This is a genomic window from Marinomonas shanghaiensis, from assembly GCF_003259175.1.
GTDB lineage: Bacteria > Pseudomonadota > Gammaproteobacteria > Pseudomonadales > Marinomonadaceae > Marinomonas > Marinomonas shanghaiensis.
This window is the reverse complement of the sequence record NZ_QGOK01000005.1, coordinates 96,282-122,842: the sequence shown is the minus strand read 5'-3', so window position 1 is coordinate 122,842 and position 26,561 is coordinate 96,282. Positions and strand designations below refer to the sequence as shown.

Here is a 26,561-nt window from a genome sequence, read left to right as displayed (position 1 = left end):
TACATAAAAAAGCCTCGCCCACTCGACACGACCACTCGTGGGCTCGGCTATTTTTCCCTCAAAAAATGCCACTTAAAAAAATACCGCTAAATAACATTCTAATTACTTGCACATTTCAGATCCGGGTGCCATTTTTATGAATGAGTCTATTGTCTTATCCAGAACGCTCCAAAACTGAAGGACAGCGGTATAGTACGAGGTTTTCCAATTTGGTTTTCAACGTCTTCTAATACAGGGATACATTCATGACAATGCTACAGACGATAAGAGGGCGCTATACGCTAATTTTTGGCGGTTTGGCACTGGTATTTTTACTGGTCATAATCTCTACCGAGACACTGGTCAGCTACTTGCAAAATAGTATTGGTAAATATGCCTCTGGCACTTCGTTAATTCAGAACGCGGATCGAGACTTATATCAATCACGGTTAGCACTCGCCACACTCGTTTTTGAACAAGAAGACAAGTCCACCAAGGAACTAGAAGCAGATATTTTATCTAACGCTCAACAGGCGTTGGATAGGATGCACCAATTTCAAAAACTCACGGCAGAGATCAATGAAATATCACAGCTTTTGATAAACTTTGATGTGCTTTATAAAAAATGGTCAGCAGGTAATCTCGACATTATCCGCTCAATGAAAGATAACCCAGATTCGGCCATGATCCTTTTTATTGGTGAAAATCAAACAGATTTTACCGAACTGCGTTCATTATACGACCATTCAGAGGAGCTCATCAGCAAATATTCCGAGCTAGAAAATCAAGCTATCAATGAATTTACCAATACATTTAAAATGATTGTCGGCGTCTTTGCTATTTTTGCTTTGTTGTTAAGTATCGTACTGGCATGGTTTGCTCCTCGAAATATTTCTAAAGCCATAAAGTTGGTCACATCAGGAGTACGTGAAATCAGTTCTGGCGATGGCGACTTAACTCGACGTATTAACAGTAAAAAGACAGACGAAACAGGAGAGCTAAGCCGAGAACTGGATGAGTTTGTCGCTCGTCTTGGCAGTTTAATTGGACAAGTTCGCAACGGCTGTGAACATATTCGCCAAGAAATGTTTAACTTAGGAGAATCTGCCGCGGAATCGGCGAACCTGAGTGAACGTCAAAACCAAGCATTGGATTTTGTGGTTACCGCAGTGGAAGAAATGGGAGGAGCCACTCGTGAAGTCGCGCAAAATGCCGCCAATACCGTCGCGGAAGTCGAGGCACTAAACCGCTCGGCAGACGATGGTGTACAACAATTAGACAAGGCGATTTCTCAATTGGATGGTCTTGCGGAGCAAATCAAGGGTGCAGCGGGGGTCATCAATCAGCTTTCAGAACGATCCGATAAAATTGCGTCCGTCTTGGATGTCATCCTTGGCATTTCCGAGCAAACCAATTTACTCGCTTTAAACGCAGCCATCGAAGCGGCCAGAGCGGGTGAACAAGGTCGAGGCTTTGCGGTGGTAGCGGACGAAGTGCGCAACCTCGCCAGCAAAACACAAGCCTCCACCGAAGACATTCAAAAAATGATCAATGACTTACAGTCTGGCGTCAGTAACGCGGTCAGCGCCATTACCCAAAGTGTCGATATGGCCGGCACTAGCGTCTCTCTTTCTCGTAACACCATGGAATCCATTGCCGTAGTAAAAGCCTCTGCGGGACGCATTTATGACTTTACCGCGCAAACCGCCAGCGCCACCGAAGAGCAAAGTAAGGTCACCGACGAGATAAACGAGAACCTGTCCAGTCTTGCCAGTATGTCAAAAGATGTGATGAACATATCGAGACGTATCAGCCATTCCGTTCATGAAACGCTGACCAATTCTGATGAATTGGCGTCTCAGGTTAAACGCTTCACGGTTTAATAAAGTACTTTTTAAAACCTAAAAAAAACCGTCGTAATCATCCATCAATTTCGACGGTTTTGTCTATCTCATACTATCTAAATGGCGTCGTAAAACGTGGATTGTCTATAAAAGTGGTATCTGTGAGGCTAGTCAAGAAAGCAATGAGTTGCTGCTTTTCATCGTCTGTTAATACAAAACGATGTAACTTATCATCAAGCAAAGGAGACGCTTCCCCTTGCTGAGCAGCACGTCCACCAGCCGCATAATGCTCTATTACCTCCTCAAGTGTTGCGATAGAGCCGTCATGCATATAAGGGGCGGTTTTCGCGATATTGCGCAAGGTTGGCGTTCTAAATCGTCCTCGATCTAATGCATTTCCTGTGTATTCATACAAACCTTGATTACCTTCTGGATACGCACCTTGTCCGTCTAGGTTATAAAGCCCCGTATTATGAAAAACTGACGCTTGCGTTGCGTCGGAAAAATGCACCCCCGAATGACAAGCGGAACACCCAACTCTGTCACTCATAAACAACGCTTCCCCTTGTTTCGCCTCCTCGCTCATGGCGCTGTCATTATGATTGTACTTGTAGTCATCGTAAGGAGATTGATAGCTTATTAAAGTACGCTCAAAGGAAGCTATCGATTTAGTAATGGTATCGAAGCTAATTGGGGGGTTTTGATTAGGAAAGGCTTTTTGAAATAAATCTGGATAAATAGGATCACGCTGTAAAAACAAAATTACTTTACCTTCTTGGCCTTTGGTATCCATTTCAATAGGATGAGTACCAAAAATAGGAACCTTTGCTTGGTCTTCTAAGCGCACTTCATTAGGGTTCGCCCAGGTTAGCGTTTTCATATAGGCCACATTCACAATCGCCATGGCATTCCGGCTATGAAACTGCCCTGTAACACCAACAGAAACAGGTCTTTGCTCTGAAAAGGAATGTTCAGGCATATGACAAGTAGAGCAAGACATGTAACCAGGCCCAGACAAATTGGCATCATAAAAGAGACGCTGGCCTAACGTGACTTTTTCCTCGCTCATTGGGTTATCCACAGGGACGGTCGGAACCGGCATCCATGCAGGTAATGACCAAATATAATCGCCTGCATAAAGGTAAGGAGTACAAACTAGCAACATTAAACCCAAAGCAAGATGCTCAACTTGGGATGAAAGATAAGCATATTTGACCTCCATCAAACCTCCCAAGATCTTTTATTTCAAATATAAATCCGTTTTGATAATAAGCGCCCCATACTGTACAAAATAACAGCAATGGGAATATTCAACAACAAAACCAGTAGACAATCCATCGCCACAGCCAATACAAAAGCGAAAACTGCATCCAAATATAGGCATACATTTCCCAACAATAAGAGGAAAAAAGACGATTTCATCTGCATTTACCAGCCCTCCTTACTTGCACAGATTAAAGATTAGTCCCTAAGCTTTGAGAATTCACGATCTAGATCGAATTTTTTAGATGTAACATGTCGCTCCATCTCAGTAACGCGTCTCGCCGCATCATCCAATTTTTCTTTAGCACGACGTAACCTTGAGTTCGCACTATCAGCGTACTTAAACATCTTCTTTGGCCGATAACTTTGTTGATGCTCATCGTATTCATATTCGTACCCATCCTCACCTTTGGGGCGAACATCCAAGAACCACCAAAGCGCGATATAAGCAATAACCACAAAGCTACCAAGAAATAAAAAGCCCCCAAAGGTAAAAAGCCGTACCACCCATGCGTCGACATCAAAATGGTCTGCTAAGCCAGCACATACTCCCCCGAAGTAACCTTTTTTCTTATTACGATATAAATTCAAATTCCAGCCATGGGATTTTTTAGACTTAAAACTTTCTTTCATTTTGCCATTCATCATTTTATTCCTCTCGACTAACTAATCCTCTACTGCTCAATTACTCGAAGATCATCGGTACTCATCATTATCTCTACTACGCCAATCAGGGCTTTCTACATCTAAGATTTTTTCCAACGCTTGTACACGATCTGTCAATTTATCAGCCTGCATTAATAGAGACTCTAACTCCCGCTTATCACTCTCATCTAATCCCTTTACGGCACGATTCTTACTTCGGTAATGCAATAACAACCAAATAGGTGCCACTATCGACATAAAAATGATGGTAGGAACAAACAAAAATACAGCCATACTCATAGTGCAATTCCTTTTTTATTAACTGATAAAAATTCAGCTTAGTTGGCCTTAGTCATTTTCTCTTTCAGACGAGCCAACTCATTGTTGATATCATCATCTTCCGCTAAGGCATCAATTTGTGATTTCAAGTCTGCTTTTGGCTGCATCCCGATATCCATAGACTCAAGTTGACCTTCTAAGCTATCAACACGGCGCTCAAAGCGTTCAAATTTCTCAAAAGCATCGTCTAATGCTTCTTTATGATTCTGACGTTTCACACGCATACGACTTTCTACGCTGGATTGACGCAACAACATGGCTTTTTGCTTAGCTTTGGCATCATTCAATTTGATTTGTAACTGTCCTACTTCTTCATTTAAATGCTCAAGGTGCTCATCCAAAGCAGACAATTCTTTATCAATGACTGCTATTTCTTTTTCTATTTGCTGCTTTTCTGCAAGAGCGGCTCGAGCTAGGTCTTCTCGCCCTTTATTAATTGCCAGCATAGCTTTGCTTTCCCACTCTGCTGCTTCACTGCGCATACGCTCCAAACGGCGTCCTGTGGTTTTACGATCGGCAATGACGCGAGCAGAGCTAGAGCGCACTTCGACTAATGTTTCTTCCATCTCTTGAATCATCATGCGAATCATTTTTTTAGGGTCTTCGGCTTTATCCAGCAACGAGGTTAAGTTGCTATTAATAATGTCCGTCATTCTTGAAAAAATACCCATGGTTTTATCTCCTATTTCTTATGGAATTGATGAACTTCTTCTCTTGCTATTACAGCATTCGTGCCAAAACCGATAAACTTATGATTATTATGGAATTATTATTTTTAAAGAATTATAAAAACAAGTTTATATTGGTTTTTATAGCCATTTATTAGTATTTTTAACCACAATATATGGTTATTTTTACCAACAAAGTAAAAGGTGTAGATTAAGCTTATGAAGAATAACCAACGAGTTATTGGCAGCTCTCAAGCACTGGCTGATGCACTTGATCATGCATCGATTCTGGCAGAAATTAATCGACCTATCTTGATCTGTGGTGAACGAGGCAGCGGCAAAGAACTCATCGCAGAGCGATTGCATTATTTATCCCCTCGTTGGGATCAGCCTTTTATTAGTATCAACTGCGCAGCCATTAGTGACAGCTTGATGGAAAGTGAATTGTTTGGTCATGAAGCAGGGGCTTTTACTGGTGCAACCAAGACTTACCAAGGCAGATTTGAACGTGCAGACGGCGGCACCTTATTTCTTGATGAACTAGGCACCATGTCTCTTAGGGTACAGGAAAAGCTACTTCGTCTTATTGAATATGGTGAGTTCGAACGCCTCGGCAGTGCCAAAACTCAACGAGTTAACGTTCGAATTGTCGCGGCAACGAACGCAAATTTACCTTCTCTTAGCAAGCAAGGCGAATTTCGTGCAGACCTACTTGATCGCCTTACCTTTGATGTTATTCAAGTTCCTCCATTACGAGATAGAAAAGAAGACATCGAAGAATTGGCCAATTTTTTTGCGATGAAACTCAGCACGGAACTTGGCTGGGAATATTTCCAAGGGTTTAGCCCTAAAGCACTAACATCTTTAAAGCAATATGATTGGCCTGGTAATATTCGTGAACTTAAAAACGTTGTAGAGCGTTCCGTTTATAGATGGGGCTTCCAAGCCGATCCCGTTGAGAAAATCGTAATCAATCCTTTTACTCATGCACATGAAGAAGCAAGCGACAGCCTCATTAATACACAAGCCGCACAGGCAGTCACAATAGAATCAAATCCGTCTGGCTTTTCCCTTAATTCCTCTTTGAGTTTGAAAGAGCAGACTTTTCAACTGCAACAACACTTAATTCAGCAAGCTCTTAATGAAAATCAACACAATCAGCGACTCGCCGCTCAATCATTGGGACTCACTTATGATCAATTTAGGGGGTTGCTCAAGAAGCTCAAATAACCTCTTAGTTATCTGAGCAGGCTTTCTTATTACACTGCATTCAATTCTCGCATGTTAAGATGAAAATTCACCAGCCAACATAGCTTGTTGAGACAATCCTCCTTCCGTATAGTCCGTGTTTTATACTATTGACGCTTGATACACTATTTTCGCCCTTTTAAGAAAAGACTTGATGGCGACAACACTATATAATGTTATATTATAACAAATTAATAACGGACATTGATTCGCCTTGATTAACCCAACCCTCTCAACGACTAAGCACCTTGCACAACAAGACGATGCTTCTTATGCGTTTTTTTCTGGCTGCCAGCCCGCTGGCATGCAGCTGAATGACGTCGCTTGGTCCCCTTACCGTGACAAGACGCTACTCAAGCCAATCACGGTTACGGTTCACCCGGGTGAATTTCTGGCGATTGTGGGGCCAAATGGCTCCGGCAAAACCAGTTTGTTACGCTGTCTTTATCGTACCAATAAACCGACCAGCGGCACGATTTTACTGGACGGTAAAAATCTTTGGTCCTTGTCGCCACGCCAATGCGCACAGCGTATTGCGACCGTTTTACAAGACACTGGTGGCGAGTTTGGCCTAAGCGTCTTCGAGATGGTAGAGATAGGCTTAACACCAAAATCGCTAATGTGGGGGCGATCAGAAGAAGACACTCATATCATCGAAAGCACCTTAGTACTTCTAGATGTGGCGCATTTAGCAGATCGGTCTTTTGATTCTTTGTCCGGCGGTGAACGTCAACGTGTGATGATCGCTAGGGCCTTGGCGCAACGGCCCGATGTGCTTATTTTGGACGAGCCAACAAACCATTTAGACATTCGCCACCAACTCGATGTATTGGCTTTGCTGTCAAAGCTACCTTGCACCATTATTGTGTCTTTACACGACTTGGCACTGGCTTCCGCCTACGCTGACCGAGTGTTAATCATGCAAGAGGGTGGAATGAAAGCCTGTGCACCGCCAAATCATGTTTTTACTCAACAGCAAATTAAGCAAGTGTTTGACGTGGACACCATCATCGATGAACACCCCATGACCAAAAGACCAAGATTTTCTTTTTATATCAATGATTAATTTATTATACGGGACAAATTCATGACAACGAACGTCAATAGCTATATCAAGCGCACTTCTTTGCTTATCAGCGGTACCTTGCTGGGACTGTTACACACAGGTCTAGCCAGCGCCTCTGGCTATCCAGTTACGGTACAAAGCTGTGACCGCCAAGTCACCTTTGATCAAGCCCCAAAAGCGGCGGTATCGAATGATGTAAACCTAACGGAGATGATGCTGGCACTTGGCTTGCAAGATCACATGGTCGGTTTTACAGGGGTATCTGGCTGGAAAACCCTTGATCCTACACTGCGAAATGGCATCGGCGAGTTACCAGAACTGTCCCCAAAATACCCAAGTAAAGAAGTGCTATTAGGAGCCGATGCCGACTTTTATTTTGCTGGCTGGAACTACGGCATGCGTGTCGGTGGCGGCGTCACACCCGATACCTTGGCACCACTCGGTATTAAAGTGTATGAGCTAACCGAAAGTTGTATTCATATTATGGATAAACCGAAAGTCTCCATGGACGATATGTACAACGACCTATTAAATCTAGGCCGCATCTTTGGCACAGAAGAGCAAGCGCAAGCCTTGGTAAAAAGCTATCAACAAGATCTAGCCAATTTCCAAGCGAACCTCACTCCCTTAAAAACCGCACCAAAAGTCTTTGTGTATGACTCGGGTGAAGAACAACCTTTTACTTCTGGTCGTTACGGTATGCCAACCGCGTTGATTGAAGCCGCAGGCGGAAAGAACATCGTCGATGATGTGCCAAAAAGCTGGACACAAATAGGCTGGGAAGCCGTTATTGACCGCTCTCCAGAAGTGATCATTATCGTCAATTACGGTGACGTTACTGCAGAGCAAAAAATTAACTTCTTACGCAGCAATCCCGCTTTCGAGAATATTCCCGCGGTGAAAAACAATCATTTTGTGGTATTGGAATACGTAGAAGCCACACCCGGACCACGAAATATTAAGGCGATAAAACGCTTAGCCGAGGCATTTAGAACGGCGTTATGAAATCTAACCACACAAAGCTGACCATCATGGGACATGTTCCCTTGCCTGCGCTGTTCATTATGCTGAGCCTCTTGCTGCTGTTACTAATGGGCGTGGCAATTGGTGTGGGCTCGGTGTCTATAAACCAGTCAACCGTATGGAGCGTGATCGGCCATAAACTGTCGATCACCAATACGCTGCCTAACTGGTCAACGGGACGCGAAAACATCATCTGGTCAGTACGCTTGCCAAGAACATTGCTCGCGGCCATGGTCGGCGCCGCTTTGGCAATAGTAGGAGCCGCTTTGCAATCGGTTACTCGAAACCCTTTGGCGGATCCACATTTACTCGGTGTGTCGTCAGGCGCGGCTCTAGGGGCGATTATCGCCTTACTGCATACTGGCATGGTGTTAGGCGTCGTGACCGTGCCTATCTTTGCTTTCCTTGGCGCTTTATTCGCCATGTTTCTCGTCTTAGCGGTGGCGAACTTTTCCTCGGCACACAGCGCAGGGCGTTTGATTCTTGCTGGAGTCGCTGTGGCCTTTGTACTCACGGCGTTGGGGAATCTATTCATCTTTATGGGCGATCATCGCTCGTCCCACACGGTGATTTTCTGGATGCTTGGCGGCTTAGGACTGGCGCAGTGGGGACAACTTTGGTTTCCACTGGTGACCTTAGTACTGGGCTCTGGCTATCTGATTTACAAGGCTCGTTACCTAAACGCCATGACATTGGGGGATGAAAGCGCCAGCACCTTGGGCGTTCCTGTCGAACGATTCCGCCTGATTGTGATTGTTGTCTGCGCGCTACTGACTGGCGCAGCCGTCGCCTTTTCTGGTGTCATCGGCTTTGTTGGCTTGATGGTGCCGCATATCGTGCGCTTGTTGGTGGGTGGCGATTATCGCAAAGTCTTGCCTTTATCTGCTTTAGTGGGCGCCCTTTTTCTGGTGACTGCGGACATTGCTTCGCGAGTGCTTATTCCCCCCGAAGACATGCCAATTGGGATTATCACAGGGCTCGTTGGTGGCATCGCCTTCGTCTTTTTGATGCGACAAAAGCGCAACGTCTCACTCTAAATAAGCGAACAAAAGAAGGCTTGCTTTATTGAAATCCAACACCCAGAATACTGGTTATATGTACAGTATTTTAGGTGTTTTTATGTCGGCTTCTTTTACCAATAACAGCGATAAAAAGGGCAATACCTCTTCTTTCAATCACCCTATCAAGGGACGTGGTACCGCTAATAATATGGCGGGACGTTTTGCGATTACGCTGGTGGAAGTCGATGAAAACGACGAAGCCATTGCTTTGCTGGAAACGTCCTCGCCCAAGACAGAAGTCCGCTATGAACACGCCAAAAGCATTATCAGTCGCAATTCGTCGCCTGATATTCCTTTTCGTCTGTCGGTGAATCCTTATAAAGGCTGTGAGCATGGTTGTGTGTATTGCTTTGCTCGTCCGACTCATGCCTATTTAGATTTGTCACCAGGGTTGGATTTTGAAACCAAGCTGGTCGCGAAAGCGAACGCTCCGTTTTTATTTGAAGAAGAACTGGCGCATCCGAATTATCGCTGTGAACCCATTGCATTAGGCATCAATACCGATGCCTATCAACCCATTGAAAAACAGCTCAAGATCACTCGGCAATTACTGGAAGTCGCCTTGGCGCATCATCAGCCCATCTCGCTAATAACCAAAAGCACACTGATACTCAGAGATTTAGATTTGCTGACGCAAATGGCAGAGAAAAAGCTCATTCATGTGGCGATCAGTGTGACCACGCTCAATAACGATTTAAAGCGTATTTTGGAGCCCAGAACAGCGTCTGGAAAAACACGCTTGCAGGTCATTAAAACCTTACGTGACGCTGGGGTTCCGGTATCGGTTTTGGTCGCGCCGGTGATTCCTTTTATTAATGATAATGAGTTAGAAGACATTGTCGCGGCTTGCGCGAAGATTGGCGCGCAATCCATCAACTACATCATGTTGCGTTTGCCTCACGAGGTGGCGCCTTTGTTTAGTGATTGGCTTCACCAGCATTATCCAGACAGAGCAGAACACGTTTTGCAGCGCATCATGGACATGCGTGGTGGTAAACTTTACGACAGTCGATTTGGCAAACGTATGACAGGTGAAGGTATCTTTGCAGATTTGATTAACCAACGTTTTCACGTAGCGCGACGCAAACATGGATTGAACGACAATCGCCTGAGCTATCTCGATTGTCGTCACTTTGCCATTCCACCGAAAGAAGGCGACCAAATGGCGTTGTTCTAGCCAACGTCATTTGAAGAGGTCAAGTAACCCTCTAACGGTAAAAGTCGTTTGGAGGGTTTAACGTCTTATAAACTGTTATTAAATTGACTCACAGCATCAACCACTTGTCTTGCGCCAGTTTGGATATCATTCATCACATGCCCTGCTTCAGTAGAAAGGTCGAGTGCTTTATCGGCTTTTTCCATACTTTGCGCTATTAACGCGACGGCTTTTTCAGTCAGATTTTTATTATCTCCAACCACTTTAATAATCTCTTCTGTCGCCGAGCTGGTTCGTGAAGCCAGCTGCCTCACTTCATCGGCCACCACAGCGAAGCCTCGGCCTTGCTCGCCTGCACGAGCGGCTTCTATTGCCGCGTTTAAGGCAAGCAAATTCGTTTGGTCAGCAATACCTCGTATGCTTTCGACTAAAGCGGCGACTTTTAATGACTGAGTGTTCAAATCCGTGATACCTTTACTCGCCTCACCCATCTGTACAGAAAGTTCATCCATGGTTTGAATCGTTGCTTCGATCACCTTTTTACCTGCCACCGCGTCAGCATCGCTTTTTTTAGAGATCTCATAAGCAATCAATGACGTTTCAGATATTGCAAGCTCTCGGTTCATTTGCTCAGTAATAACGGTGGCAAATTTCACCACTTTATACAACTCACCGCTTTCATCATGTATTGGGTTATAAGAAGCTTCTAACCACACAATATTTCCACGGCTGTCGAAACGTTTAAAACGTTCAGAAACAAATTTACCTGACCTAAGTTGTCGCCAAAAATCTTGGTATTTTTGCGATTCAATTTCTTTGGGATCACAAAATATTTTATGATGTTTGCCAATGATCTGATTCTTCGAATAACCCATGCCTTTCAAAAAATTATCGTTAGCATTCAAGATAATACCGTCTAAAGTGAACTCAATCACCGCAGTAGATCGATTCAAGGCGGCTAACATGTCTTCATCTTCTTTCGATTGGGAAATGGTACGAGTCAGTTCAGCTGAATACAGTTCCAGAACGATTCGCCCACCTTCAGATTGTTGTCTCGGCTGAAGAATTGAGCGATACCACGCTTCTTTACCCTGCTTGGTTTCAATCTGTAAAGCACCATGCCAATGCTTTTTATCACGAATAGCAGACAGCATTTTTTGGCAATGGTCTTTTTGTAAAGACTTCTTGAGTATCAAGTCTTTAAGGTTTTTATCGATAAGCTCTTCTTTATCAAAGCCACTGGATTTAATAAAAAGCGCATTCGTATCAATTATTTTTCCATCTGGTGTTATGGAGAGATACAACATCTCTTGTCTAACGTCTGCCTGCATCTCCTGAAAGGAAGCAAGCTCATTTTCTAACTCAGTAATTCGTGCTAATAATTTTTGATTACCAAATAACATTCGCAGCCTCCTTCTTTAAATATCACCATTACGACTCAACAAGAGTAACGAACATTTACTACGAACTCGATGATGTTTTTGTAGCATTATGAAAGAATTTAGTACTATTTACACAAAAAAACATTATGTAAAACCGCCAATTCAGTTTATAAACAAGGCTTCAATTTATTCCCCCTTTATTGGAACTTATTTGCATGCCTAGTGATGATTTTATTGATGTACTGAAACTGCTGATTCGCGCCCCAAGTGTGGTGGGTGCAGAGCATTCATTTTTCCGCGTGTTACAACGTGAGCTGGAAGAACGAGGGGCCCATGTCACTTGGTACGAAGGTTTGTTGGTTGCCCAAGGCAGTGATCCGTTTAGCACCATGTTTTCGGCGCATATAGATCGTCATGGCTTAGTGTGTACTGGCCCAAATGAATTCCAATACGCAGCGTTTGTGTCGGCAAATCGCACCGATCTTTTGAACAACTCGGTTTCTGAAGAATTGATGACCAAGGTCACAGAGCGCTTCAACCATGAAGAAATCTACGCTTACGAGCCTTGGTCTGGCGTTTACCGTGGCAAAGGCACCATCAAAAGCTCTTACGTGTGTGAATTCCGTAACAACCTAATTTTCGAAACCGAAGGATTAGAAGGTGTTGTCGCTGGAACGCCAATCGCGTTTAAAGACCAATTACACATCGTCGACAATCGCTTAGAAGGCCAGCTCGATAACGTGATTTCAGCAGCGGCCTTGGTGCATCTTTTTGATCATGGTTTTAAAGGCACGGCCTTTTTTACCGCCCAAGAGGAAGCCGGGAAAAGCTGGCGCTATTTGCTGGAATGGTTCCGTCGCTTTGGTGGTTCAACCAACCGTTTGTTTGTGGTTGATACCAGTCCTTTTCCCAACGTAGAAGCCGCCAATGAACAGCTTCTGGTACTCAGGGAAAAAGACGCCAATGCGACGTTTAACCAAGACAGCACCCAATTGCTCGAAGAGCTGTGTGTAAAAAACAACATCAGTTATTTGTATAAAAACCGCTACGTGGAAAAAGAAAATGCCAAACGTGCTGAACAAGGTTTGCCGCCTAGCTCTCTTGGTAGTACGGAATTAGGTCGTATTATCGCGGCATCAAATGGTTTAGTAGATGGCACAACGATTCAAATCCCAACCATTGGTTACCACACCATGCATGAATCGGCAGCAGTGGAATCCGTGGATGCGTTTCTTGATATGTTAAAGGTCGTATCGAATATTTAGATTCGCCAACCTCTATTAATTTCTATGACCAGCAACACATAAAAATCCCGTTTCGATGCATGAACTCGAAACGGGATTTTTTTATCTATTGAGACAAATTCGCTAACTCTTTTCGAATGATGTCTGCACCTGCCGTTAAGGCATGTAGCTTGCCTCTTGCCACAGTGCGAGGCAGCGGCGCCATGCCACAGTTAGTACAAGGATAAAGCTTATCGGCATCGACAAACTGCAGGGCTTTTCGCAGAGTATTAGCCACTTCTTCTGGTGTCTCTATGGTATGGTTTGCCACATCGATTGCGCCAACCATGACTTTTTTCCCGCGAATCAGCTCGAGCAACTCCATTGGAACATGCGAGTTATGGCATTCCAGAGAAATAATATCGATATTGGACTTTTTTAGCTTAGGAAAGGCTTCTTCATATTGTCGCCATTCAGACCCAAGCGTCTTTTTCCAATCCGTGTTGGCTTTGATGCCGTAGCCGTAACAAATATGTACTGCGGTTTCGCATTTCAGGCCTTCAATAGCTCTTTCTAGACAAGCAATGCCCCATTCATTGACCTCATCAAAAAACACATTAAACGCAGGCTCATCAAATTGAATGATATCCACACCCGCCGCTTCTAGCTCTTTGGCTTCTTGGTTGAGAATTTTGGCAAATTCCCAAGCAAGCTTTTCGCGGCTTTTATAGTGGTCATCATACAGTGTATCAATCATGGTCATTGGCCCAGGCAACGCCCACTTAATCGGTTGCTTGGTTTGCTGACGTAAAAATTTAGCGTCCTCAACAAAAACGGGCTTGATGCGGCTAACCGGGCCAACGACAGTAGGAACGCTCGCATCATAGCGATCACGAATTCTTACCGTCTGACGGTTCTCAAAATCCACGCCACTAAGATGTTCAATAAAGGTGGTAACGAAATGTTGGCGTGTTTGTTCGCCGTCACTGACAATATCAATCCCCGCTTGCTGTTGCTCTTGTAACGAGATACGCAGTGCATCCTGTTTACCATCAAGTAATTGATCGCCTTGCAATTTCCAAGGAGACCAGAGGGTTTCTGGCTCAGCAAGCCAGGTGGGTTTAGGCAAGCTGCCTGCCGTTGACGTGGGCAGGAGGGTGTTTTTAGTCACTGTTTTTTTACTGTCTGTTTTCATAATAAAGAGGGCCGTCTATTCAATTTCATGTTGGAAAATAATCATCAAAAATCGCGTTTATGCGCAATAAGCAGGCCATTGCTCAAGTACCCTTTGGTAGGGTTTTATAAAGTGCTGCTCTGCATATTTGCCTTGCTTACTCGCCAATTGACTACGCTCTTCACGGTCATAAACAATGTGCGTGAGAGAATAATCCGAGTTTTTTAAGTTCGGTTGATAACGCTTTCCAGCAACCGCATTGGCGTTGTAAATCTCTGGTCGGTAGATTTTCTGGAAGGTCTCCATTGTGCTGATGGTGCCAATCAGCTCAAGATTGCTGTAATCGTTCAGCAAATCCCCCACAAAATAAAACGCTAAGGGTGCCGCACTGTTGGCAGGCATAAAATAGCGAACCTGTAAGCCCATTTTCTGAAAATATTGCTCAGTCAAAGAAGTACCATTTGGCTGATATTCAACGCCTAATACTGGATGTTGATTTCCTGTGCGCAGGTAAGTTTTAGTCTCTGAAACACTCAGACAGATGACTGGCGGCTTGGTAAAGCTTTCTTTAAAGCGGTCCGATGTCACAACGCTTTTAAAGAGCTTCCCATGCAGGTCACCAAAGTTATCTGGAATGCTAAATTCCGTTTGGCCTTTGTTATGGTTTGGCAGTACGACGCTAAAGTCATAATCGCGGACATAAGAAGAGAAATTGTTTCCTACAATACCCTCAATATGCTGCCCCGCTTGGCGATCAAGAATAGTGGTTTTCAGCATCTCAATCGTTGGGAAGAAGTGCCCCTTTCCTTCCACATCCACATCGACAGAAATAATCTCAAGCTCAACAGAATAACGATCCCCGTTGGGGTTATCCCAATGCGCCAAGGCGTTAAAACGGTTGTTCATCATCCCCAATGCGTCGCGTATATTTTCTTGTCGTCTTTCTCCTCTCGCTAAATTTGCAAAATTCGTTGTGATGCGAGTGTTGTCTGAAGGGCGATAGCTTTCATCGAAGCAAATACGCTTAATGCTAAAGGCAAAATCATTGTTCATGGTGATCAGGTCTCCTATTTTCTAAAGTGAAAATAGGATGCTATTCCTTATTTTCACTTTTCCGTTTTCGATTGGCGGCGATCGGCCTAGTGACTATGTGAGTACCTTTATACTCGACCATAAACATGAACAAAAATGAATTAAACTATATTGTCATGAATATAATTCATACATGGAAAATAAACACGCTTCTGGGATAGGCGTTTTCAATCAAGAATAAGAGAGGCTGCTGGAAGATAATAACGCCCTAAGTAGCGCGTTATTTTATCGGGCGCTAATCAATAAGAGGAAACGGAATGACAGGGCAATTGAGCACAATATCGGTTCGTTCAATGGTCACCAAACCCTGCTCTTCTGCTGTTAAAACGGCCTCTTCTGAGGTCAACTCTGTGGCCTTACTTGGGTCTTTCCAAACAACAACATACATCAACCAAAGTGGCGAATAATGCGTACTTTCGCTCGCATACCCCAATGGCTCAGGTACTGAGGCAAAAATCGTGCGGACTTGTTCTTTGTTTGGGAAGGAATAGACACGCTCTAACGCGGTTTTTACTTGGGGTGGTTTAGGATACTGAGGTATCGTATTTCGCAACCGAGGGGCATAATTCGCATTTTTTGCTTTTGCTACCGCTTGATCGGACACATCGGTCGTAATATAAAGAACCTCTTTGCCCTCATGCCATGCTCGTAATACGGGAAACGACACCGACTGAACTTGTGTCGGCGCAACGTCCATAGCAGGTCGGCTACTGCATGCAGACAATAACAACACACTCCATAAAAAACATTGACGCAACATGCTATTCACTCCAGAGCAATTCAAATAGAAAGAGCATTGAAAACGATCATTTAACGACTATTAATAACATCAATGCTTCATCTAGACCACTAATAGCCAACGAGACGCGCATGATAGATAAACTTGAAATAAATCATCTTAGAACATTAAGCGCTCTTTATCAGTTCGGCAATATTTCAGCAGCGGCAGAACATCTCAGTGTTTCTCAACAGGCTATCAGTCTTCAGCTTAAAAAGATAAGAACTATTCTTGGTGATCAACTCTTTGTTAGAACAGGCCACGGAATGATTCCAACATCCTACGCCAAAGAGATTGAGCAACACATCGAAAAAATATTAATCCAGATAAATAACATCCCTCTGGCAAATACGTTTTCACCACTGGAAGTAGAAAGAACACTGGTTATCTGTGCAACAGACTACACCCAAGAAGTGATCGTCACCGAGCTAATTAGAGAACTGAGACGGTACGCTCCAAAAGTTAAAGTGATCGTTACCAATATCGAACACGCTCATCTAACCAAAAAAATTCATCAAGGCTCAATAGATATTGTTTTTACCACCAGCGCCTATGCTCCCGAAGGATTGATTTCAACGCCGTTATTTACCGAGAAATACTCATGCGTAACAGCGAATACAGCCATTGAACGCACACATAGCTTATCGCTAGGACAATTAATCAAACACGACTTCGTTATCGTTTCACCTGGCGTTGGCAGCTTTATAGGCTCTGCCGATACTTGGTTTGAACAACAAGGATTTCCACGTCATGTCGCCGTATCTGCCCCGTCCTTTCATATGGCGAAAGAGACCTTAAAGCAGTCAAACATGGTAGGGTTCATCCCTTCGAGACTACTGCCGTGCGATGGACTAGTTGAGCTTACATTGGAAAAATACCCACCGGGTTATCAAGTCGTAGCAGCCTATCACCCAGGCGCAAAACATGACCCATTAATTCGCTGGTTACTGGATAACATCCAACATAAGTTTACTCATTAAAGAGACATAAGCTTGTATGAGTAACAAGCTTAGCTTTATCGCCAAACGTCCTTATCACCTCTACCCTAGCGTCACTTTAAACACTATCTAGAGGTCATTATGTCCATCAAACGCATTAACCCACTATCCTTGTATGATGGTACGGCAACAGGCATGTCACAAGCCACAGTAGATACCGATACGGGATTGGTTTTTATTTCAGGGCAGGTCGACTGGGACACCGATTATCAAACTCATAATCACGACATAAAAACACAAACTGCCAATGCGGCAAAACACTTAATCACGGTGCTAGAAGAAGCAAATTCTTCAGTCGACAACATCTTGCAGCTACGAGTCTATGTGCGTGGTGAGGTTGCAGACCATATGGAAGACATCGTCCCTATTATCGCAAGTACATTAGGCACATCACGCCCAGCCTTAACAGGGATTGGCGTTGCCTCTTTAGCTTCCCCAGAGATCTTAATTGAAATTGAAGCTGTCGCAAAAATCATTCGATAGTATAGCGTCCCTGTTTTAACCATCTAGGTTAAAACAGGGACGCTATTGTCAGCTTAGGCATCATTTTCTTTCCCTTTCGCGTATTTATAAACCGTATTACGACTGACGCCAGCGGTTTTGGCTGTTTGCGAAACGTTGCCTTTAAATTCACTCAATAAGCGTGGAATGAGTCTTTCTAGAGGCTCATCGTGCTCAGAGGAGGAATCAGGCACCTTTACATCAAATGACGCGGAAGCATCAAGATCGTCAAAAAAGTCATCCGGTAAATGCCATTCTTCCAGTACTTCCTCATCAGCCATGGCCATGCCAACTTTGAGTACATGAACCAGCTGGCGCATGTTACCCGGCCAAGGGTGTCTGACCAATAATTCAAGCATGTCAGGCGATAACGCGGGACCGGGCTCTTCTTTGCGCAGGCGATTATGTAAGTATTGAATCAGTTCTGCTTTGTCGGCTCGCTCTCGTAACGCGGGTAATTCGATGTTCAAACCGGAAATTCGGTAATACAAATCTTGGCGAAAACGCCCTTCTTTCACTTCATCTTTTAATGTGCGGTTGGTGGCGGAAATCAGCTTGATATCGACCGGAAACGCTTCTGTTGAACCTAACGGCGTCACCACCCTCTCTTGTAAAACACGTAACAAACGCGACTGCACGGCCATGGGCATTTCACCAATCTCATCAAGAAATAATGTGCCATGATGAGCACGGCGAATCAGACCAATGGAGCCTCGATTTTGCGCGCCGGTAAAAGCGCCTTTTTCATAACCAAAAAGTTCAGACTCAACTAGTTCAGCGGGAATAGCCGCGCAGTTTACTGCGACTAACATCTCTTTGGCGCGAGAGCTGTGATAGTGCAAACTACGTACAAATATTTCTTTCCCTGCGCCCGTCTCCCCATGAATCAAGATAGGAATGTCTTTTTCCATTATCTTATGCGCTTGACGAACCAAGCGCTCCACTCGTTCGTCGCCATGTTGCAATTCAGCCAAGGGAATCACATTGTCAGGAATGGCATTAGACAACGGTTTTGGAGCATTTTTTAATTTTTCTATCGGTGGACTTTTTTCATTCATATCAATGATTTCTGGTTGAGAAGGCGCCACATAATCTGCACGCTGACGAAAGTCCGGCACACGCATAATTTGCTGTACTGGGGGAATGACTTTGACATAAAACTGGTAACGCCCCATGGCGATCAGTTTCATTGGCAAACTGTAGGGGTGATGCTTTATCTCACGCATTTCAATATCAAATACTTGATTGATATTCAGCAGAGCCAAGTCCTGCGCCAGTACCACTTCCGCACGACGGTTAGCAGACACAATCGTGCCATTTTCATCGAGTACCAAAATACCCGACCAATGACTGTCTAAACTGACCACATTGGTATTAAAACTGAGGATGAAATGCTCTTGTTGAAAAGCCGAAAATATCAGGCGATTTTCCACACTCAAAGACATAAGTTTGACCATACCAAAGGTATGATCTTGAGGGAGATACGCGTCGGAAGAAATGTCCAACACACCCACCAAATCGTTTTTGGTGTTGTAGATAGGCGATGCTGAACCCACCATGAAACGGTTAGCGCGTAAAAAATGTTCATCACGACCCACCTGAATCGCTTGACCCGTAATCAATGCCGTACCAATGGCATTCGTGCCCGCGCCCATTTCACTCCATTGATTACCGCCGATCAAACCATGCTCCGACGCACGCCCAAAACGCGGCTGCCCCCATGTGTTCAATACATGACCTTGTCGGTCAGCCAAGACAATCATACAAGCTGAATTACTAAGGATGTTCTCGTAATACGGTAGCACTTCGTTTTCGGTCGTTTCCAACAAGCTACGATGTTGATCAAGCAAATCGCTCAAAGTGCCTTTCGGCAGAGTCGCAAAATCGGGTCGGCTACCGTGCTCTAAGCCAAATTGCTCACATCGGTACCAAGAGGCCTGTATTCGCTCTTTGTGTGTTTGCTCTTGTTGCAAAGGGTCACGCTTACGACTCAGCGGTTGTTCCATTGTTACTTCTTGTTTTTGTTCTTCATCTTGCATTTGCAACTCCAACACAGCGCAACAAACGTCAACACTGTGTATGAAATGTTCACTGTTTTAGAGAACTGTAAACACTTTGAACAGCCGTGAACAGTCTCTTTTCAAAAATGAAAATGACTAAAAAACGTATAAAACCCTATAAAAATTAATATATTTCAAATACTTAACAATAAAAATGCCATACTAAATATTTTTGGCACGCCTTTTGTAACTCATCTATTCATCAAGGTGTGTTCGTTTTTGAGCTTTACCGCTCATCAATTCATTCACACTAAAAAAACAATAACAAAAAAAGGTACTCACAATGTCTCTGACGCTGCAGAATGTATCGCGCGTTGTTGAAGGTGAGACGTGGATCGATCAGGTAAACCTGTCTCTCGAACCCGGCTCTTTCAACGTTTTGCTAGGACGTACGCTGTCTGGTAAAACCACGCTGATGCGCCTCATGGCCGGTCTTGACCGTCCAACCAAGGGAAAGATCCTCATGAATGGGGTGGACGTGACTGGTGTACCAGTGCGCGAACGCAACATTTCCATGGTGTATCAACAGTTCATCAACTACCCCAACCTCACCGTATACGAAAACATCGCCTCGCCGTTGCGTTTGGCAAAAATGGACGCCAAAGACATCGATCGTCGTGTACGCGAAACCGCTGCCATGTTGCGCATTGACCCATTTCTTGACCGCTTACCATTGCAACTGTCTGGCGGACAACAACAACGCACCGCGATGGCAAGAGCCTTGGTAAAAGACTCACAAATTATTCTGTTTGATGAACCCTTGGTAAACCTCGACTACAAATTGCGCGAAGAGCTACGTCAAGAATTACGCGCCTTATTCAAAGCCCGTAATTGCATCGCGGTTTACGCCACCACAGAACCTAATGAAGCACTGGCGTTAGGCGGCAACACAGCCGTATTAAACGAAGGTCGTTTGTTACAAATGGGACCGACGGCTGAGGTTTACCATCAACCAAGAGACATTATTACCGCCGAAATGTTTTCTGAACCTCCCATCAATGTGGTGCCAGGTCGTGTTAGTGAAGAAGAAGTGACCTTTGACGACACTGTACACTTCCGCTTAAACAGCGACTTACGAGGCCTAGCACCAGGGGATTATCAATTTGGCGTACGCGCTTCGCACATCGGTTTGGTGCCGCATTCAGACGATGATTTAGAACTGCCTGTCCGCGTCGATCTTGCTGAAATCAGCGGCTCTGAAACCTTCTTGCATGTCCATAATCCACATTTTGATTTGGTGCTGCATTTATCTGGTGTTCATGCCTACCAAGTGGATCAAGAAATTAAAGTCTACTTTCCTACGCACAAGCTTTATGCCTTTGACGCCCAAGGCAAGATGGTGCATTCCCCAGCACGAATGAGGGATCAATAATCATGGCAGCAATCACCTTAAATGCCTTAGCGCATACTTATACAGACAATCCGACCAAGCCTGAGGACTACGCCATTCGCGAAATGACCCACGTGTGGGAACAAGGCGGGGCTTTTGCTCTGTTGGGCCCATCCGGCTGTGGTAAATCCACCCTACTCAATATCATTTCAGGGTTACTAAAACCCTCCAATGGCGAAGTGTTGTTCGATGGCAAACGCGTCAATGAGCTAAAACCAGAAGAGCGCAACATAGCACAGGTATTCCAGTTCCCTGTGGTGTACGACACCATGACGGTGTTTGACAACTTGGCTTTCCCACTACGTAACATTGGCGTGCCGGAATATAAGGTGAAGTCAAAAGTCTACGAAGTGGCTGAAATTCTCGAACTGTCTGATCAATTAAAACGCAAAGCCAAAGGCTTGTCCGCGGATCAGAAACAAAAAGTGTCCATGGGCCGCGGCTTGGTTCGCGACGACGTGTCTGCCATCTTATTTGATGAGCCGCTTACCGTTATCGATCCTCAGTTGAAATGGAAACTGCGTCGTAAGCTCAAGCAGATCCATGAGCAGTTCAATATCACCATGGTGTATGTGACGCACGATCAGCTAGAAGCGTCAACCTTCGCGGACAAAATTGCCGTCATGTACAACGGGCAAATCGTCCAGTTCGGCACACCTCGAGAACTCTTCGAAAACCCAGCGCACACTTTCGTTGGTTATTTTATCGGTAGCCCGGGCATGAACTTTTTTGAAGCCGAGCTAAAGAGCCAAGGCGAAAAAGAAACCCTGATGTTCGGTGACCATGAAATCTCCGTTAGCAATGCCATGCTGGCACGCTTAAAAGCCATGGGCGCCAATAAAGTCACCTTGGGCATTCGGCCAGAGTTTGTGCATGTTTGGGAGGGAAAAAACAGCGATGCCTTCCATGTTGATGTGGACTATGTAGAAGACTTAGGTACGTACAAAATTTTGTCTTTCTTATTTCATGGGCAAGTCATGAAAGCTCGGCTTAGCGAAGATCAAAAAGTCCCTTCTGGACAAATTTACGTGAGTTTCCCAGAGCAGTGGACCAAGGTCTATGTAGACGATTACCTCGTTGAAGTCACCGACGCTACCGTTGATAACGACAAGACAAAGGAGATTCCTCATGCAAATTAAAGTCGAAAATAACAAAGCATGGTTTCTTGTTTTACCGGTTTTCCTTATCGTGGCTTTCTCTGCCATTATCCCTTTAATGACAGTAGTCAATTATTCGGTACAGGATATTTTTGACCCGTATACACGCTACTTTGTTGGCACAGAATGGTTCAAACAAGTGATGCTAGACAGCCGCTTGCACGAAGCCTTGCTGCGTCAATTTCTCTATTCCTTCACCATTTTGGCGATTGAAGTGCCCTTGGGTATTTGCGTGGCATTGATGATGCCGACCAAAGGCCGCGGCGCGTCATTGGCCTTGATTTTAGTCGCCATTCCCTTGCTGATTCCATGGAACGTCGTCGGCACCATTTGGCAAATATTCGGACGTGCTGACATCGGCTTGTTCGGTGCCTTTATGAGCAGTATCGGTGTCGATTATAACTATGCCTCTGACCCAACGGACGCTTGGTTAACCGTAGTCTTGATGGACGTCTGGCATTGGACACCTTTAATAGCGTTATTGTGTTATTCCGGCTTACGCGCCATTCCTGAAGTGTATTACCAAGCGGCACGCATTGATCAAGCCTCTCGCTGGGCAGTGTTCCGCTATATCCAGCTACCAAAGCTCACCAACGTGCTGATTATTGGTGTGTTATTGCGTTTTATGGATTCTTTTATGATTTACACCGAGCCCTTTGTACTCACCGGTGGTGGTCCAGGCAGTTCTACGACTTTCTTGAGTCAGTCCTTAGTGCAGCAAGCCATAGGTCAGTTTGATCTTGGTCCTGCGGCGGCGTTCTCGCTGGTGTATTTCTTAATCATCTTGCTCGTGTGTTGGGTGTTCTACACCACCATCATGAACATGCAAAAAGACAAGTAGGAGCAGATCATGACTCAACCATCAACGAAGCCCATTGCACACGCTTACAAAGCCACGAAAGAGCAAGCGCCTGTGTATAGCCGTGCAGAACGTAAACTCCGCAATGCCAATTTGCGCGGACGCTTTGGCCTAGCCCTGTATGTGGTGTTGCTCTTGCTGCCTATCTATTGGTTAGTAAATATGTCATTCAAGACCAATACCGAAATCCTCAGTGGTTTGTCTTTCTTTCCTGAGAATTTCACCTTAGATAACTACGCCAAAATTTTTGGCGATCCAACCTGGTACATGGGATACGTCAACTCGATTTTTTACGTCTCCATGAACATGGTAATCAGCTTACTGGTGGCCTTGCCGGCCGCTTATGCCTTCAGTCGCTATAAGTTCATTGGCGACAAGCATATGTTTTTCTGGTTGCTCTCTAACCGTATGGCGCCACCAGCCGTGTTCTTGTTGCCGTTCTTTCAGTTGTACTCCTCTGTGGGTTTGTTTGATACCCATATTGCCGTGGCGTTGGCGCACTGTTTGTTCAACGTGCCATTAGCGGTGTGGATTCTAGAAGGCTTTATGAGCGGCGTGCCTCGTGAAATAGACGAAACCGCTTATATCGATGGTTACTCGTTTCCGAAATTTTTCGTGCGCATCTTCATTCCGTTGATTCGTTCAGGCATCGGTGTAACGGCTTTCTTCTGCTTTATGTTCTCTTGGGTAGAGCTCTTGTTAGCGCGGACCTTAACCTCGGTCGATGCCAAACCTATCGCGGCCATCATGACACGAACCGTCTCGGCATCAGGGATGGACTGGGGATTGCTCGCCGCCGCAGGTGTGCTCACTATTCTGCCGGGAATGTTGGTCATTTACTTCGTTCGTAACCATGTGGCGAAGGGCTTTGCCCTTGGTCGAGTGTAAGGAGAATCATTATGGCTTGGATGTCTTGGACATTACCGACCGCCCTATTTTTTATCGGCATTGCTGTGATCTTAGTCGGCATGACCACGTGGCAAATTATCTCACCTTGTGTAGAGCGCCGTGGTTTTTTGCCACTGGCCACGACACGTGGTGATCGCTTGTTTATCGGCCTGTTAAGCAGTGCCTTTATCCACCTCGCATTCGTTGCACTAACGGATGTGAACATCGCGGTGGCAACCGTCCTGTGCGCATTTTGGATGGTGATTTTAATGCGCTGGGGCTAGTCAGCGTCCCTAATCAATAGGAACGATGGATTATCTGGCATGGAAGCCATGCTTCAAAAACCAAAAAGAAAAACCAAACTTTGTTGAGGTAAATTATGCACTACAATAAGAAAAAAATTGCACTCGCCGCCTTACCCTTTGCTGTTATGATGCACTCGGCTAGCTTATGGGCCGACGCGTATTCTGACGCTGCCAAGAAATGGGTAGACACGGAATTCACAGTTTCGACGCTGAGTAAGCAACAACAGTTAGACGAATTACAATGGTTCACCGATGCCGCGAAAAAATTTCGTGGTATGGAAATCAATGTCGCGTCTGAAACCCTAACAACGCACAAATACGAATCGCAAGTATTGGCCAAAGCCTTCCAAGAAATCACCGGCATCAAGGTCAACCATGACTTGATCCAAGAAGGCGATGTGGTCGAAAAACTGCAAACGCAAATGCAATCTGGCCGTAACATCTACGATGCTTACGTCAACGATTCAGACTTAATCGGTACCCATTTCCGCTACGGTAAAGTCGTCCCCATTTCTGACATGATGACTGGCGATGGTAAAAATTTCACTTCACCAACCTTGGATCTTGCCGACTTTATTGGCTTGGATTTCACCACAGGCCCAGATGGCAAACTTTATCAGTTGCCAACGCAACAGTTTGCCAACCTTTATTGGTTCCGTGCGGATTGGTTTGCTCGCCCTGATTTGAAAGAAAAATTCAAATCTATCTACGGCTATGAGCTAGGTGTGCCAGTGAACTGGTCCGCTTATGAAGACATTGCTGAGTTCTTCACCGATAAAGTACAAAACATCGATGGTACTCGTGTTTATGGTCATATGGACTACGGCAAAAAAGACCCTTCTTTAGGCTGGCGTTTCACGGATGCGTGGTTCTCTATGGCAGGTGCTGGCGACAAAGGCACGCCAAACGGTTTACCTGTAGATGAATGGGGCATTCGCATCAAAGACGCCTGTTCACCAGTCGGTTCTAGCGTCTCTCGTGGTGGTGCAACCAACGGCCCAGCGGCGGTATATGCAACAACCAAATACGTTGAATGGTTACGTAAGTACGCGCCACCAGAAGCACAAGGTATGACCTTCTCTGAATCTGGCCCAGTACCAGCACAAGGGGGTGTTGCACAACAAATCTTCTGGTACACAGCCTTTACCGCTGACATGACGTCACCAGGTCTGCCAGTTGTGAATGAAGATGGCACGCCAAAATGGCGCATGGCACCTTCTCCGGTAGGACCTTACTGGGAAGAAGGCATGAAAAAAGGTTATCAAGACGTGGGGGCTTGGACTTTCATGAACTCAACACCAGAAGACCGTCGTCTAGCCGCGTGGTTGTACGCTCAATTCACTACAGCTAAAACCGTTTCTTTGAAGAAAACCTTGGTCGGTCTAACGCCGATTCGTGAGTCGGATATCAACTCTCCTGAAATGGCGGCTGCAGCACCTAAACTAGGTGGTTTGGTGGAATTCTACAAAGGACCAGCACGCAAACAATGGTCTCCAACCGGGATTAACGTGCCAGATTATCCTAAGCTAGCACAACTTTGGTGGCAGTATATTTCTCAAGCGGCAAGCGGAGAAGCCACACCACAAGAAGCGCTTAACGGCCTTGCAGAAGCGCAAGACAAAGTCATGGAACGTCTAGAACGCGCTAATGTACAGCCAATCTGTGGTCCAAAAATGAACCAACCACGTGACGAAGCTTACTGGTTAGCACAGCCAGGCTCTCCAAAACCCAAATTGGCTAACGAAAAACCACAGGGCGTAACGGTCTCTTACGACGACCTACTTCGTTCTTGGGAATAAGATCTTTTCGTTATTGTCCACAGCACTCTGAACCTTTGACCGGCCTAGGCCGGTCTTTTTTTGCTTGGTAAAGGGCGAGCAGTCAATAGGATTTGGAGTAATGGATCAGGTAGACTAAAAAAAAATCAATGCGTCATGGGTTCATCGTCTGTCATCAAGGCTTTTAGCTCATCCTGTAGGCTTTCGATTTTTTCAGCCAGTATATGCTGCTGCGAAGGGGGTATTTGCGCAATATCCTGCAGTGATACTTTTTCTAAGTTTTCAAGCAAACTAACCAAATGTTGTATACGGTCATCTTTTCTGTTCATGCGGGTTCTCTCCGTAGATGCATGGTGACTTCTAACCATAGACAACTTTTTCTATTTACTCTGTCATAAATGAGAAAAGTTATGTAAAAAATTGAAGTATTTACAGAAATCTACAAGGATAATAATCATTATCAATGTAACAGAGCAAAAATAGCCCGAAATCTAGCAGCTGCCTTTTTTCGCTTGCCCAGGTGGACAAAATTTACCGGATTGACCACTCTCTTTTTGCCCCGCATCACTTTTCGCTTCGATATCAAAACCCGCCAACTTTCCGCCAACTCGATTTATTTCACAGCCCGTTAACGACACAAGGCTAAAAGCCATAATAAGCAAAGCTGTTCGCATCTTTGTTTCC

Annotated in this window: 27 protein-coding genes; 15 read left to right on the top strand and 12 right to left on the bottom strand. The window is 44.9% G+C overall.

Annotation, left to right across the window (positions count from 1 at the left end; genetic code table 11):
* Positions 1-245 precede the first annotated feature (245 nt).
* Positions 246-1,862 carry a methyl-accepting chemotaxis protein gene (locus DKT73_RS04270; protein WP_111637343.1) on the top strand — a complete coding sequence of 539 codons (1,617 nt, stop codon included), beginning with the start codon at positions 246-248 and terminating at the stop codon, positions 1,860-1,862.
* A gap of 73 nt (positions 1,863-1,935) precedes the next feature.
* On the opposite strand, the gene DKT73_RS04265 is transcribed toward DKT73_RS04270, so the two are convergent.
* Genes DKT73_RS04265 through pspA form a run of 5 tightly spaced genes read right to left on the bottom strand, consistent with a single transcriptional unit; the run spans position 1,936 to position 4,741 of the window.
* Entirely contained in the window at positions 1,936-3,045 is a 1,110-nt protein-coding gene (locus tag DKT73_RS04265; protein WP_111637342.1) for an MbnH family di-heme enzyme, read from the bottom strand.
* A 23-nt stretch (positions 3,046-3,068) separates the two neighbouring features.
* Positions 3,069-3,251 (bottom strand): hypothetical protein, encoded by a 183-nt coding sequence (locus DKT73_RS04260; protein ID WP_111637341.1) that lies wholly within the window; start codon positions 3,249-3,251, stop codon positions 3,069-3,071.
* A 33-nt stretch (positions 3,252-3,284) separates the two neighbouring features.
* Positions 3,285-3,734 (bottom strand): envelope stress response membrane protein PspC, encoded by a 450-nt coding sequence (pspC, locus tag DKT73_RS04255; RefSeq protein ID WP_111637340.1) that lies wholly within the window; start codon positions 3,732-3,734, stop codon positions 3,285-3,287.
* A gap of 48 nt (positions 3,735-3,782) precedes the next feature.
* Positions 3,783-4,031, bottom strand: coding sequence for an envelope stress response membrane protein PspB (pspB, locus tag DKT73_RS04250; protein WP_111607391.1), 249 nt, complete (start codon positions 4,029-4,031; stop codon positions 3,783-3,785).
* Between the two features lie 38 nt (positions 4,032-4,069).
* Entirely contained in the window at positions 4,070-4,741 is a 672-nt protein-coding gene (gene pspA / locus DKT73_RS04245; protein WP_111607392.1) for a phage shock protein PspA, read from the bottom strand.
* 216 nt (positions 4,742-4,957) lie between these two features.
* On the opposite strand from pspA, the gene pspF reads away from it, so the two are divergent.
* From pspF to DKT73_RS04220, 5 genes are all read left to right on the top strand, one after another.
* Positions 4,958-5,968: a phage shock protein operon transcriptional activator gene (pspF, locus tag DKT73_RS04240; protein ID WP_111637339.1), complete on the top strand. Its 1,011-nt coding sequence runs from the start codon at positions 4,958-4,960 to the stop codon at positions 5,966-5,968.
* A 232-nt stretch (positions 5,969-6,200) separates the two neighbouring features.
* Positions 6,201-7,052, top strand: coding sequence for an ABC transporter ATP-binding protein (locus DKT73_RS04235; protein WP_111637338.1), 852 nt, complete (start codon positions 6,201-6,203; stop codon positions 7,050-7,052).
* 21 nt (positions 7,053-7,073) lie between these two features.
* Positions 7,074-8,057: an ABC transporter substrate-binding protein gene (locus DKT73_RS04230; RefSeq protein WP_111637337.1), complete on the top strand. Its 984-nt coding sequence runs from the start codon at positions 7,074-7,076 to the stop codon at positions 8,055-8,057.
* Positions 8,054-9,112 (top strand): FecCD family ABC transporter permease, encoded by a 1,059-nt coding sequence (locus tag DKT73_RS04225; protein WP_111637336.1) that lies wholly within the window; start codon positions 8,054-8,056, stop codon positions 9,110-9,112. The genes DKT73_RS04230 and DKT73_RS04225 overlap by 4 nt, the downstream gene beginning before the upstream one ends.
* Positions 9,113-9,194: 82 nt before the next feature.
* Positions 9,195-10,313: a PA0069 family radical SAM protein gene (locus DKT73_RS04220; protein ID WP_111637335.1), complete on the top strand. Its 1,119-nt coding sequence runs from the start codon at positions 9,195-9,197 to the stop codon at positions 10,311-10,313.
* Positions 10,314-10,378: 65 nt separating this feature from the next.
* Here the strand turns inward: DKT73_RS04220 and DKT73_RS04215 are convergent, their stop codons facing one another.
* Positions 10,379-11,695 (bottom strand): PAS domain-containing methyl-accepting chemotaxis protein, encoded by a 1,317-nt coding sequence (locus DKT73_RS04215; protein ID WP_111637334.1) that lies wholly within the window; start codon positions 11,693-11,695, stop codon positions 10,379-10,381.
* Positions 11,696-11,889: 194 nt separating this feature from the next.
* On the opposite strand from DKT73_RS04215, the gene DKT73_RS04210 reads away from it, so the two are divergent.
* On the top strand, positions 11,890-12,939 hold the full coding sequence (locus DKT73_RS04210) for a zinc-binding metallopeptidase family protein (RefSeq protein ID WP_111637333.1): 1,050 nt from the start codon (positions 11,890-11,892) through the stop codon (positions 12,937-12,939).
* A gap of 85 nt (positions 12,940-13,024) precedes the next feature.
* Here DKT73_RS04210 and DKT73_RS04205 read toward each other — a convergent pair whose 3' ends face one another.
* From DKT73_RS04205 to DKT73_RS04195, 3 genes are all read right to left on the bottom strand, one after another.
* The gene (locus tag DKT73_RS04205) at positions 13,025-14,092 is read right to left on the bottom strand and encodes a methionine synthase (protein ID WP_111637332.1); all 1,068 of its coding nucleotides are present in this window, start codon (positions 14,090-14,092) and stop codon (positions 13,025-13,027) included.
* 57 nt (positions 14,093-14,149) lie between these two features.
* A complete protein-coding gene (locus DKT73_RS04200) occupies positions 14,150-15,124 on the bottom strand; it encodes a DUF1852 domain-containing protein (RefSeq protein ID WP_111637331.1) in 975 nt (324 codons plus the stop codon).
* A gap of 274 nt (positions 15,125-15,398) precedes the next feature.
* Positions 15,399-15,923, bottom strand: a complete 525-nt coding sequence (locus DKT73_RS04195) for a DUF7482 domain-containing protein (RefSeq protein ID WP_111637330.1) — start codon at positions 15,921-15,923, stop codon at positions 15,399-15,401.
* 110 nt (positions 15,924-16,033) lie between these two features.
* Here DKT73_RS04195 and DKT73_RS04190 point away from each other — a divergent pair, with 110 nt between their 5' ends.
* Positions 16,034-16,921 carry a LysR family transcriptional regulator gene (locus DKT73_RS04190; RefSeq protein ID WP_111637329.1) on the top strand — a complete coding sequence of 296 codons (888 nt, stop codon included), beginning with the start codon at positions 16,034-16,036 and terminating at the stop codon, positions 16,919-16,921.
* A 99-nt stretch (positions 16,922-17,020) separates the two neighbouring features.
* Positions 17,021-17,422, top strand: a complete 402-nt coding sequence (locus tag DKT73_RS04185) for a RidA family protein (protein WP_111637328.1) — start codon at positions 17,021-17,023, stop codon at positions 17,420-17,422.
* A gap of 53 nt (positions 17,423-17,475) precedes the next feature.
* Here DKT73_RS04185 and DKT73_RS04180 read toward each other — a convergent pair whose 3' ends face one another.
* Complete coding sequence (locus DKT73_RS04180; protein ID WP_332871633.1) at positions 17,476-19,479, bottom strand: sigma-54-dependent Fis family transcriptional regulator; 2,004 nt, start codon at positions 19,477-19,479, stop codon at positions 17,476-17,478.
* 304 nt (positions 19,480-19,783) lie between these two features.
* Between DKT73_RS04180 and DKT73_RS04175 the strand changes: the two genes are divergently transcribed.
* From DKT73_RS04175 to DKT73_RS04150, 6 genes are all read left to right on the top strand, one after another.
* Positions 19,784-20,872 (top strand): ABC transporter ATP-binding protein, encoded by a 1,089-nt coding sequence (locus tag DKT73_RS04175; RefSeq protein ID WP_111637327.1) that lies wholly within the window; start codon positions 19,784-19,786, stop codon positions 20,870-20,872.
* 2 nt (positions 20,873-20,874) lie between these two features.
* Entirely contained in the window at positions 20,875-22,029 is a 1,155-nt protein-coding gene (locus DKT73_RS04170) for an ABC transporter ATP-binding protein (protein WP_111637326.1), read from the top strand.
* The gene (locus tag DKT73_RS04165) at positions 22,019-22,888 is read left to right on the top strand and encodes a carbohydrate ABC transporter permease (protein ID WP_111607405.1); all 870 of its coding nucleotides are present in this window, start codon (positions 22,019-22,021) and stop codon (positions 22,886-22,888) included. Before DKT73_RS04170 ends, DKT73_RS04165 begins: the two co-directional genes overlap by 11 nt.
* A 9-nt stretch (positions 22,889-22,897) precedes the next feature.
* A complete protein-coding gene (locus DKT73_RS04160) occupies positions 22,898-23,794 on the top strand; it encodes a carbohydrate ABC transporter permease (RefSeq protein WP_232827779.1) in 897 nt (298 codons plus the stop codon).
* Between the two features lie 11 nt (positions 23,795-23,805).
* A complete protein-coding gene (locus DKT73_RS04155) occupies positions 23,806-24,078 on the top strand; it encodes a DUF2160 domain-containing protein (RefSeq protein ID WP_111607406.1) in 273 nt (90 codons plus the stop codon).
* 95 nt (positions 24,079-24,173) lie between these two features.
* On the top strand, positions 24,174-25,898 hold the full coding sequence (locus DKT73_RS04150; protein ID WP_111637325.1) for an ABC transporter substrate-binding protein: 1,725 nt from the start codon (positions 24,174-24,176) through the stop codon (positions 25,896-25,898).
* A gap of 125 nt (positions 25,899-26,023) precedes the next feature.
* Here DKT73_RS04150 and DKT73_RS04145 read toward each other — a convergent pair whose 3' ends face one another.
* Positions 26,024-26,206 carry a hypothetical protein gene (locus tag DKT73_RS04145; RefSeq protein WP_111637324.1) on the bottom strand — a complete coding sequence of 61 codons (183 nt, stop codon included), beginning with the start codon at positions 26,204-26,206 and terminating at the stop codon, positions 26,024-26,026.
* Positions 26,207-26,368: 162 nt separating this feature from the next.
* A complete protein-coding gene (locus DKT73_RS04140; protein WP_111637323.1) occupies positions 26,369-26,551 on the bottom strand; it encodes a hypothetical protein in 183 nt (60 codons plus the stop codon).
* Between the last annotated feature and the right edge of the window lie 10 nt (positions 26,552-26,561).

Coding starts and splice junctions, on each gene's coding strand:
- DKT73_RS04140 (WP_111637323.1), bottom strand. CDS start 26,551: ATGCGAACAGCTTTGCTTATTATGGCTTTTAGCCTTGTGTCGTTAACG.
- DKT73_RS04265 (WP_111637342.1), bottom strand. CDS start 3,045: ATGGAGGTCAAATATGCTTATCTTTCATCCCAAGTTGAGCATCTTGCT.
- DKT73_RS04145 (WP_111637324.1), bottom strand. CDS start 26,206: ATGAACAGAAAAGATGACCGTATACAACATTTGGTTAGTTTGCTTGAA.
- DKT73_RS04210 (WP_111637333.1), top strand. CDS start 11,890: ATGCCTAGTGATGATTTTATTGATGTACTGAAACTGCTGATTCGCGCC.
- DKT73_RS04185 (WP_111637328.1), top strand. CDS start 17,021: ATGTCCATCAAACGCATTAACCCACTATCCTTGTATGATGGTACGGCA.
- DKT73_RS04190 (WP_111637329.1), top strand. CDS start 16,034: ATGATAGATAAACTTGAAATAAATCATCTTAGAACATTAAGCGCTCTT.
- DKT73_RS04220 (WP_111637335.1), top strand. CDS start 9,195: ATGTCGGCTTCTTTTACCAATAACAGCGATAAAAAGGGCAATACCTCT.
- pspC (WP_111637340.1), bottom strand. CDS start 3,734: ATGATGAATGGCAAAATGAAAGAAAGTTTTAAGTCTAAAAAATCCCAT.
- pspB (WP_111607391.1), bottom strand. CDS start 4,031: ATGAGTATGGCTGTATTTTTGTTTGTTCCTACCATCATTTTTATGTCG.
- DKT73_RS04200 (WP_111637331.1), bottom strand. CDS start 15,124: ATGAACAATGATTTTGCCTTTAGCATTAAGCGTATTTGCTTCGATGAA.
- DKT73_RS04160 (WP_232827779.1), top strand. CDS start 22,898: ATGACTCAACCATCAACGAAGCCCATTGCACACGCTTACAAAGCCACG.
- DKT73_RS04170 (WP_111637326.1), top strand. CDS start 20,875: ATGGCAGCAATCACCTTAAATGCCTTAGCGCATACTTATACAGACAAT.
- pspA (WP_111607392.1), bottom strand. CDS start 4,741: ATGGGTATTTTTTCAAGAATGACGGACATTATTAATAGCAACTTAACC.
- DKT73_RS04180 (WP_332871633.1), bottom strand. CDS start 19,479: ATGCAAGATGAAGAACAAAAACAAGAAGTAACAATGGAACAACCGCTG.
- DKT73_RS04205 (WP_111637332.1), bottom strand. CDS start 14,092: ATGAAAACAGACAGTAAAAAAACAGTGACTAAAAACACCCTCCTGCCC.
- pspF (WP_111637339.1), top strand. CDS start 4,958: ATGAAGAATAACCAACGAGTTATTGGCAGCTCTCAAGCACTGGCTGAT.
- DKT73_RS04215 (WP_111637334.1), bottom strand. CDS start 11,695: ATGTTATTTGGTAATCAAAAATTATTAGCACGAATTACTGAGTTAGAA.
- DKT73_RS04195 (WP_111637330.1), bottom strand. CDS start 15,923: ATGTTGCGTCAATGTTTTTTATGGAGTGTGTTGTTATTGTCTGCATGC.
- DKT73_RS04165 (WP_111607405.1), top strand. CDS start 22,019: ATGCAAATTAAAGTCGAAAATAACAAAGCATGGTTTCTTGTTTTACCG.
- DKT73_RS04155 (WP_111607406.1), top strand. CDS start 23,806: ATGGCTTGGATGTCTTGGACATTACCGACCGCCCTATTTTTTATCGGC.
- DKT73_RS04150 (WP_111637325.1), top strand. CDS start 24,174: ATGCACTACAATAAGAAAAAAATTGCACTCGCCGCCTTACCCTTTGCT.
- DKT73_RS04260 (WP_111637341.1), bottom strand. CDS start 3,251: ATGCAGATGAAATCGTCTTTTTTCCTCTTATTGTTGGGAAATGTATGC.
- DKT73_RS04230 (WP_111637337.1), top strand. CDS start 7,074: ATGACAACGAACGTCAATAGCTATATCAAGCGCACTTCTTTGCTTATC.
- DKT73_RS04270 (WP_111637343.1), top strand. CDS start 246: ATGACAATGCTACAGACGATAAGAGGGCGCTATACGCTAATTTTTGGC.
- DKT73_RS04175 (WP_111637327.1), top strand. CDS start 19,784: ATGTCTCTGACGCTGCAGAATGTATCGCGCGTTGTTGAAGGTGAGACG.
- DKT73_RS04225 (WP_111637336.1), top strand. CDS start 8,054: ATGAAATCTAACCACACAAAGCTGACCATCATGGGACATGTTCCCTTG.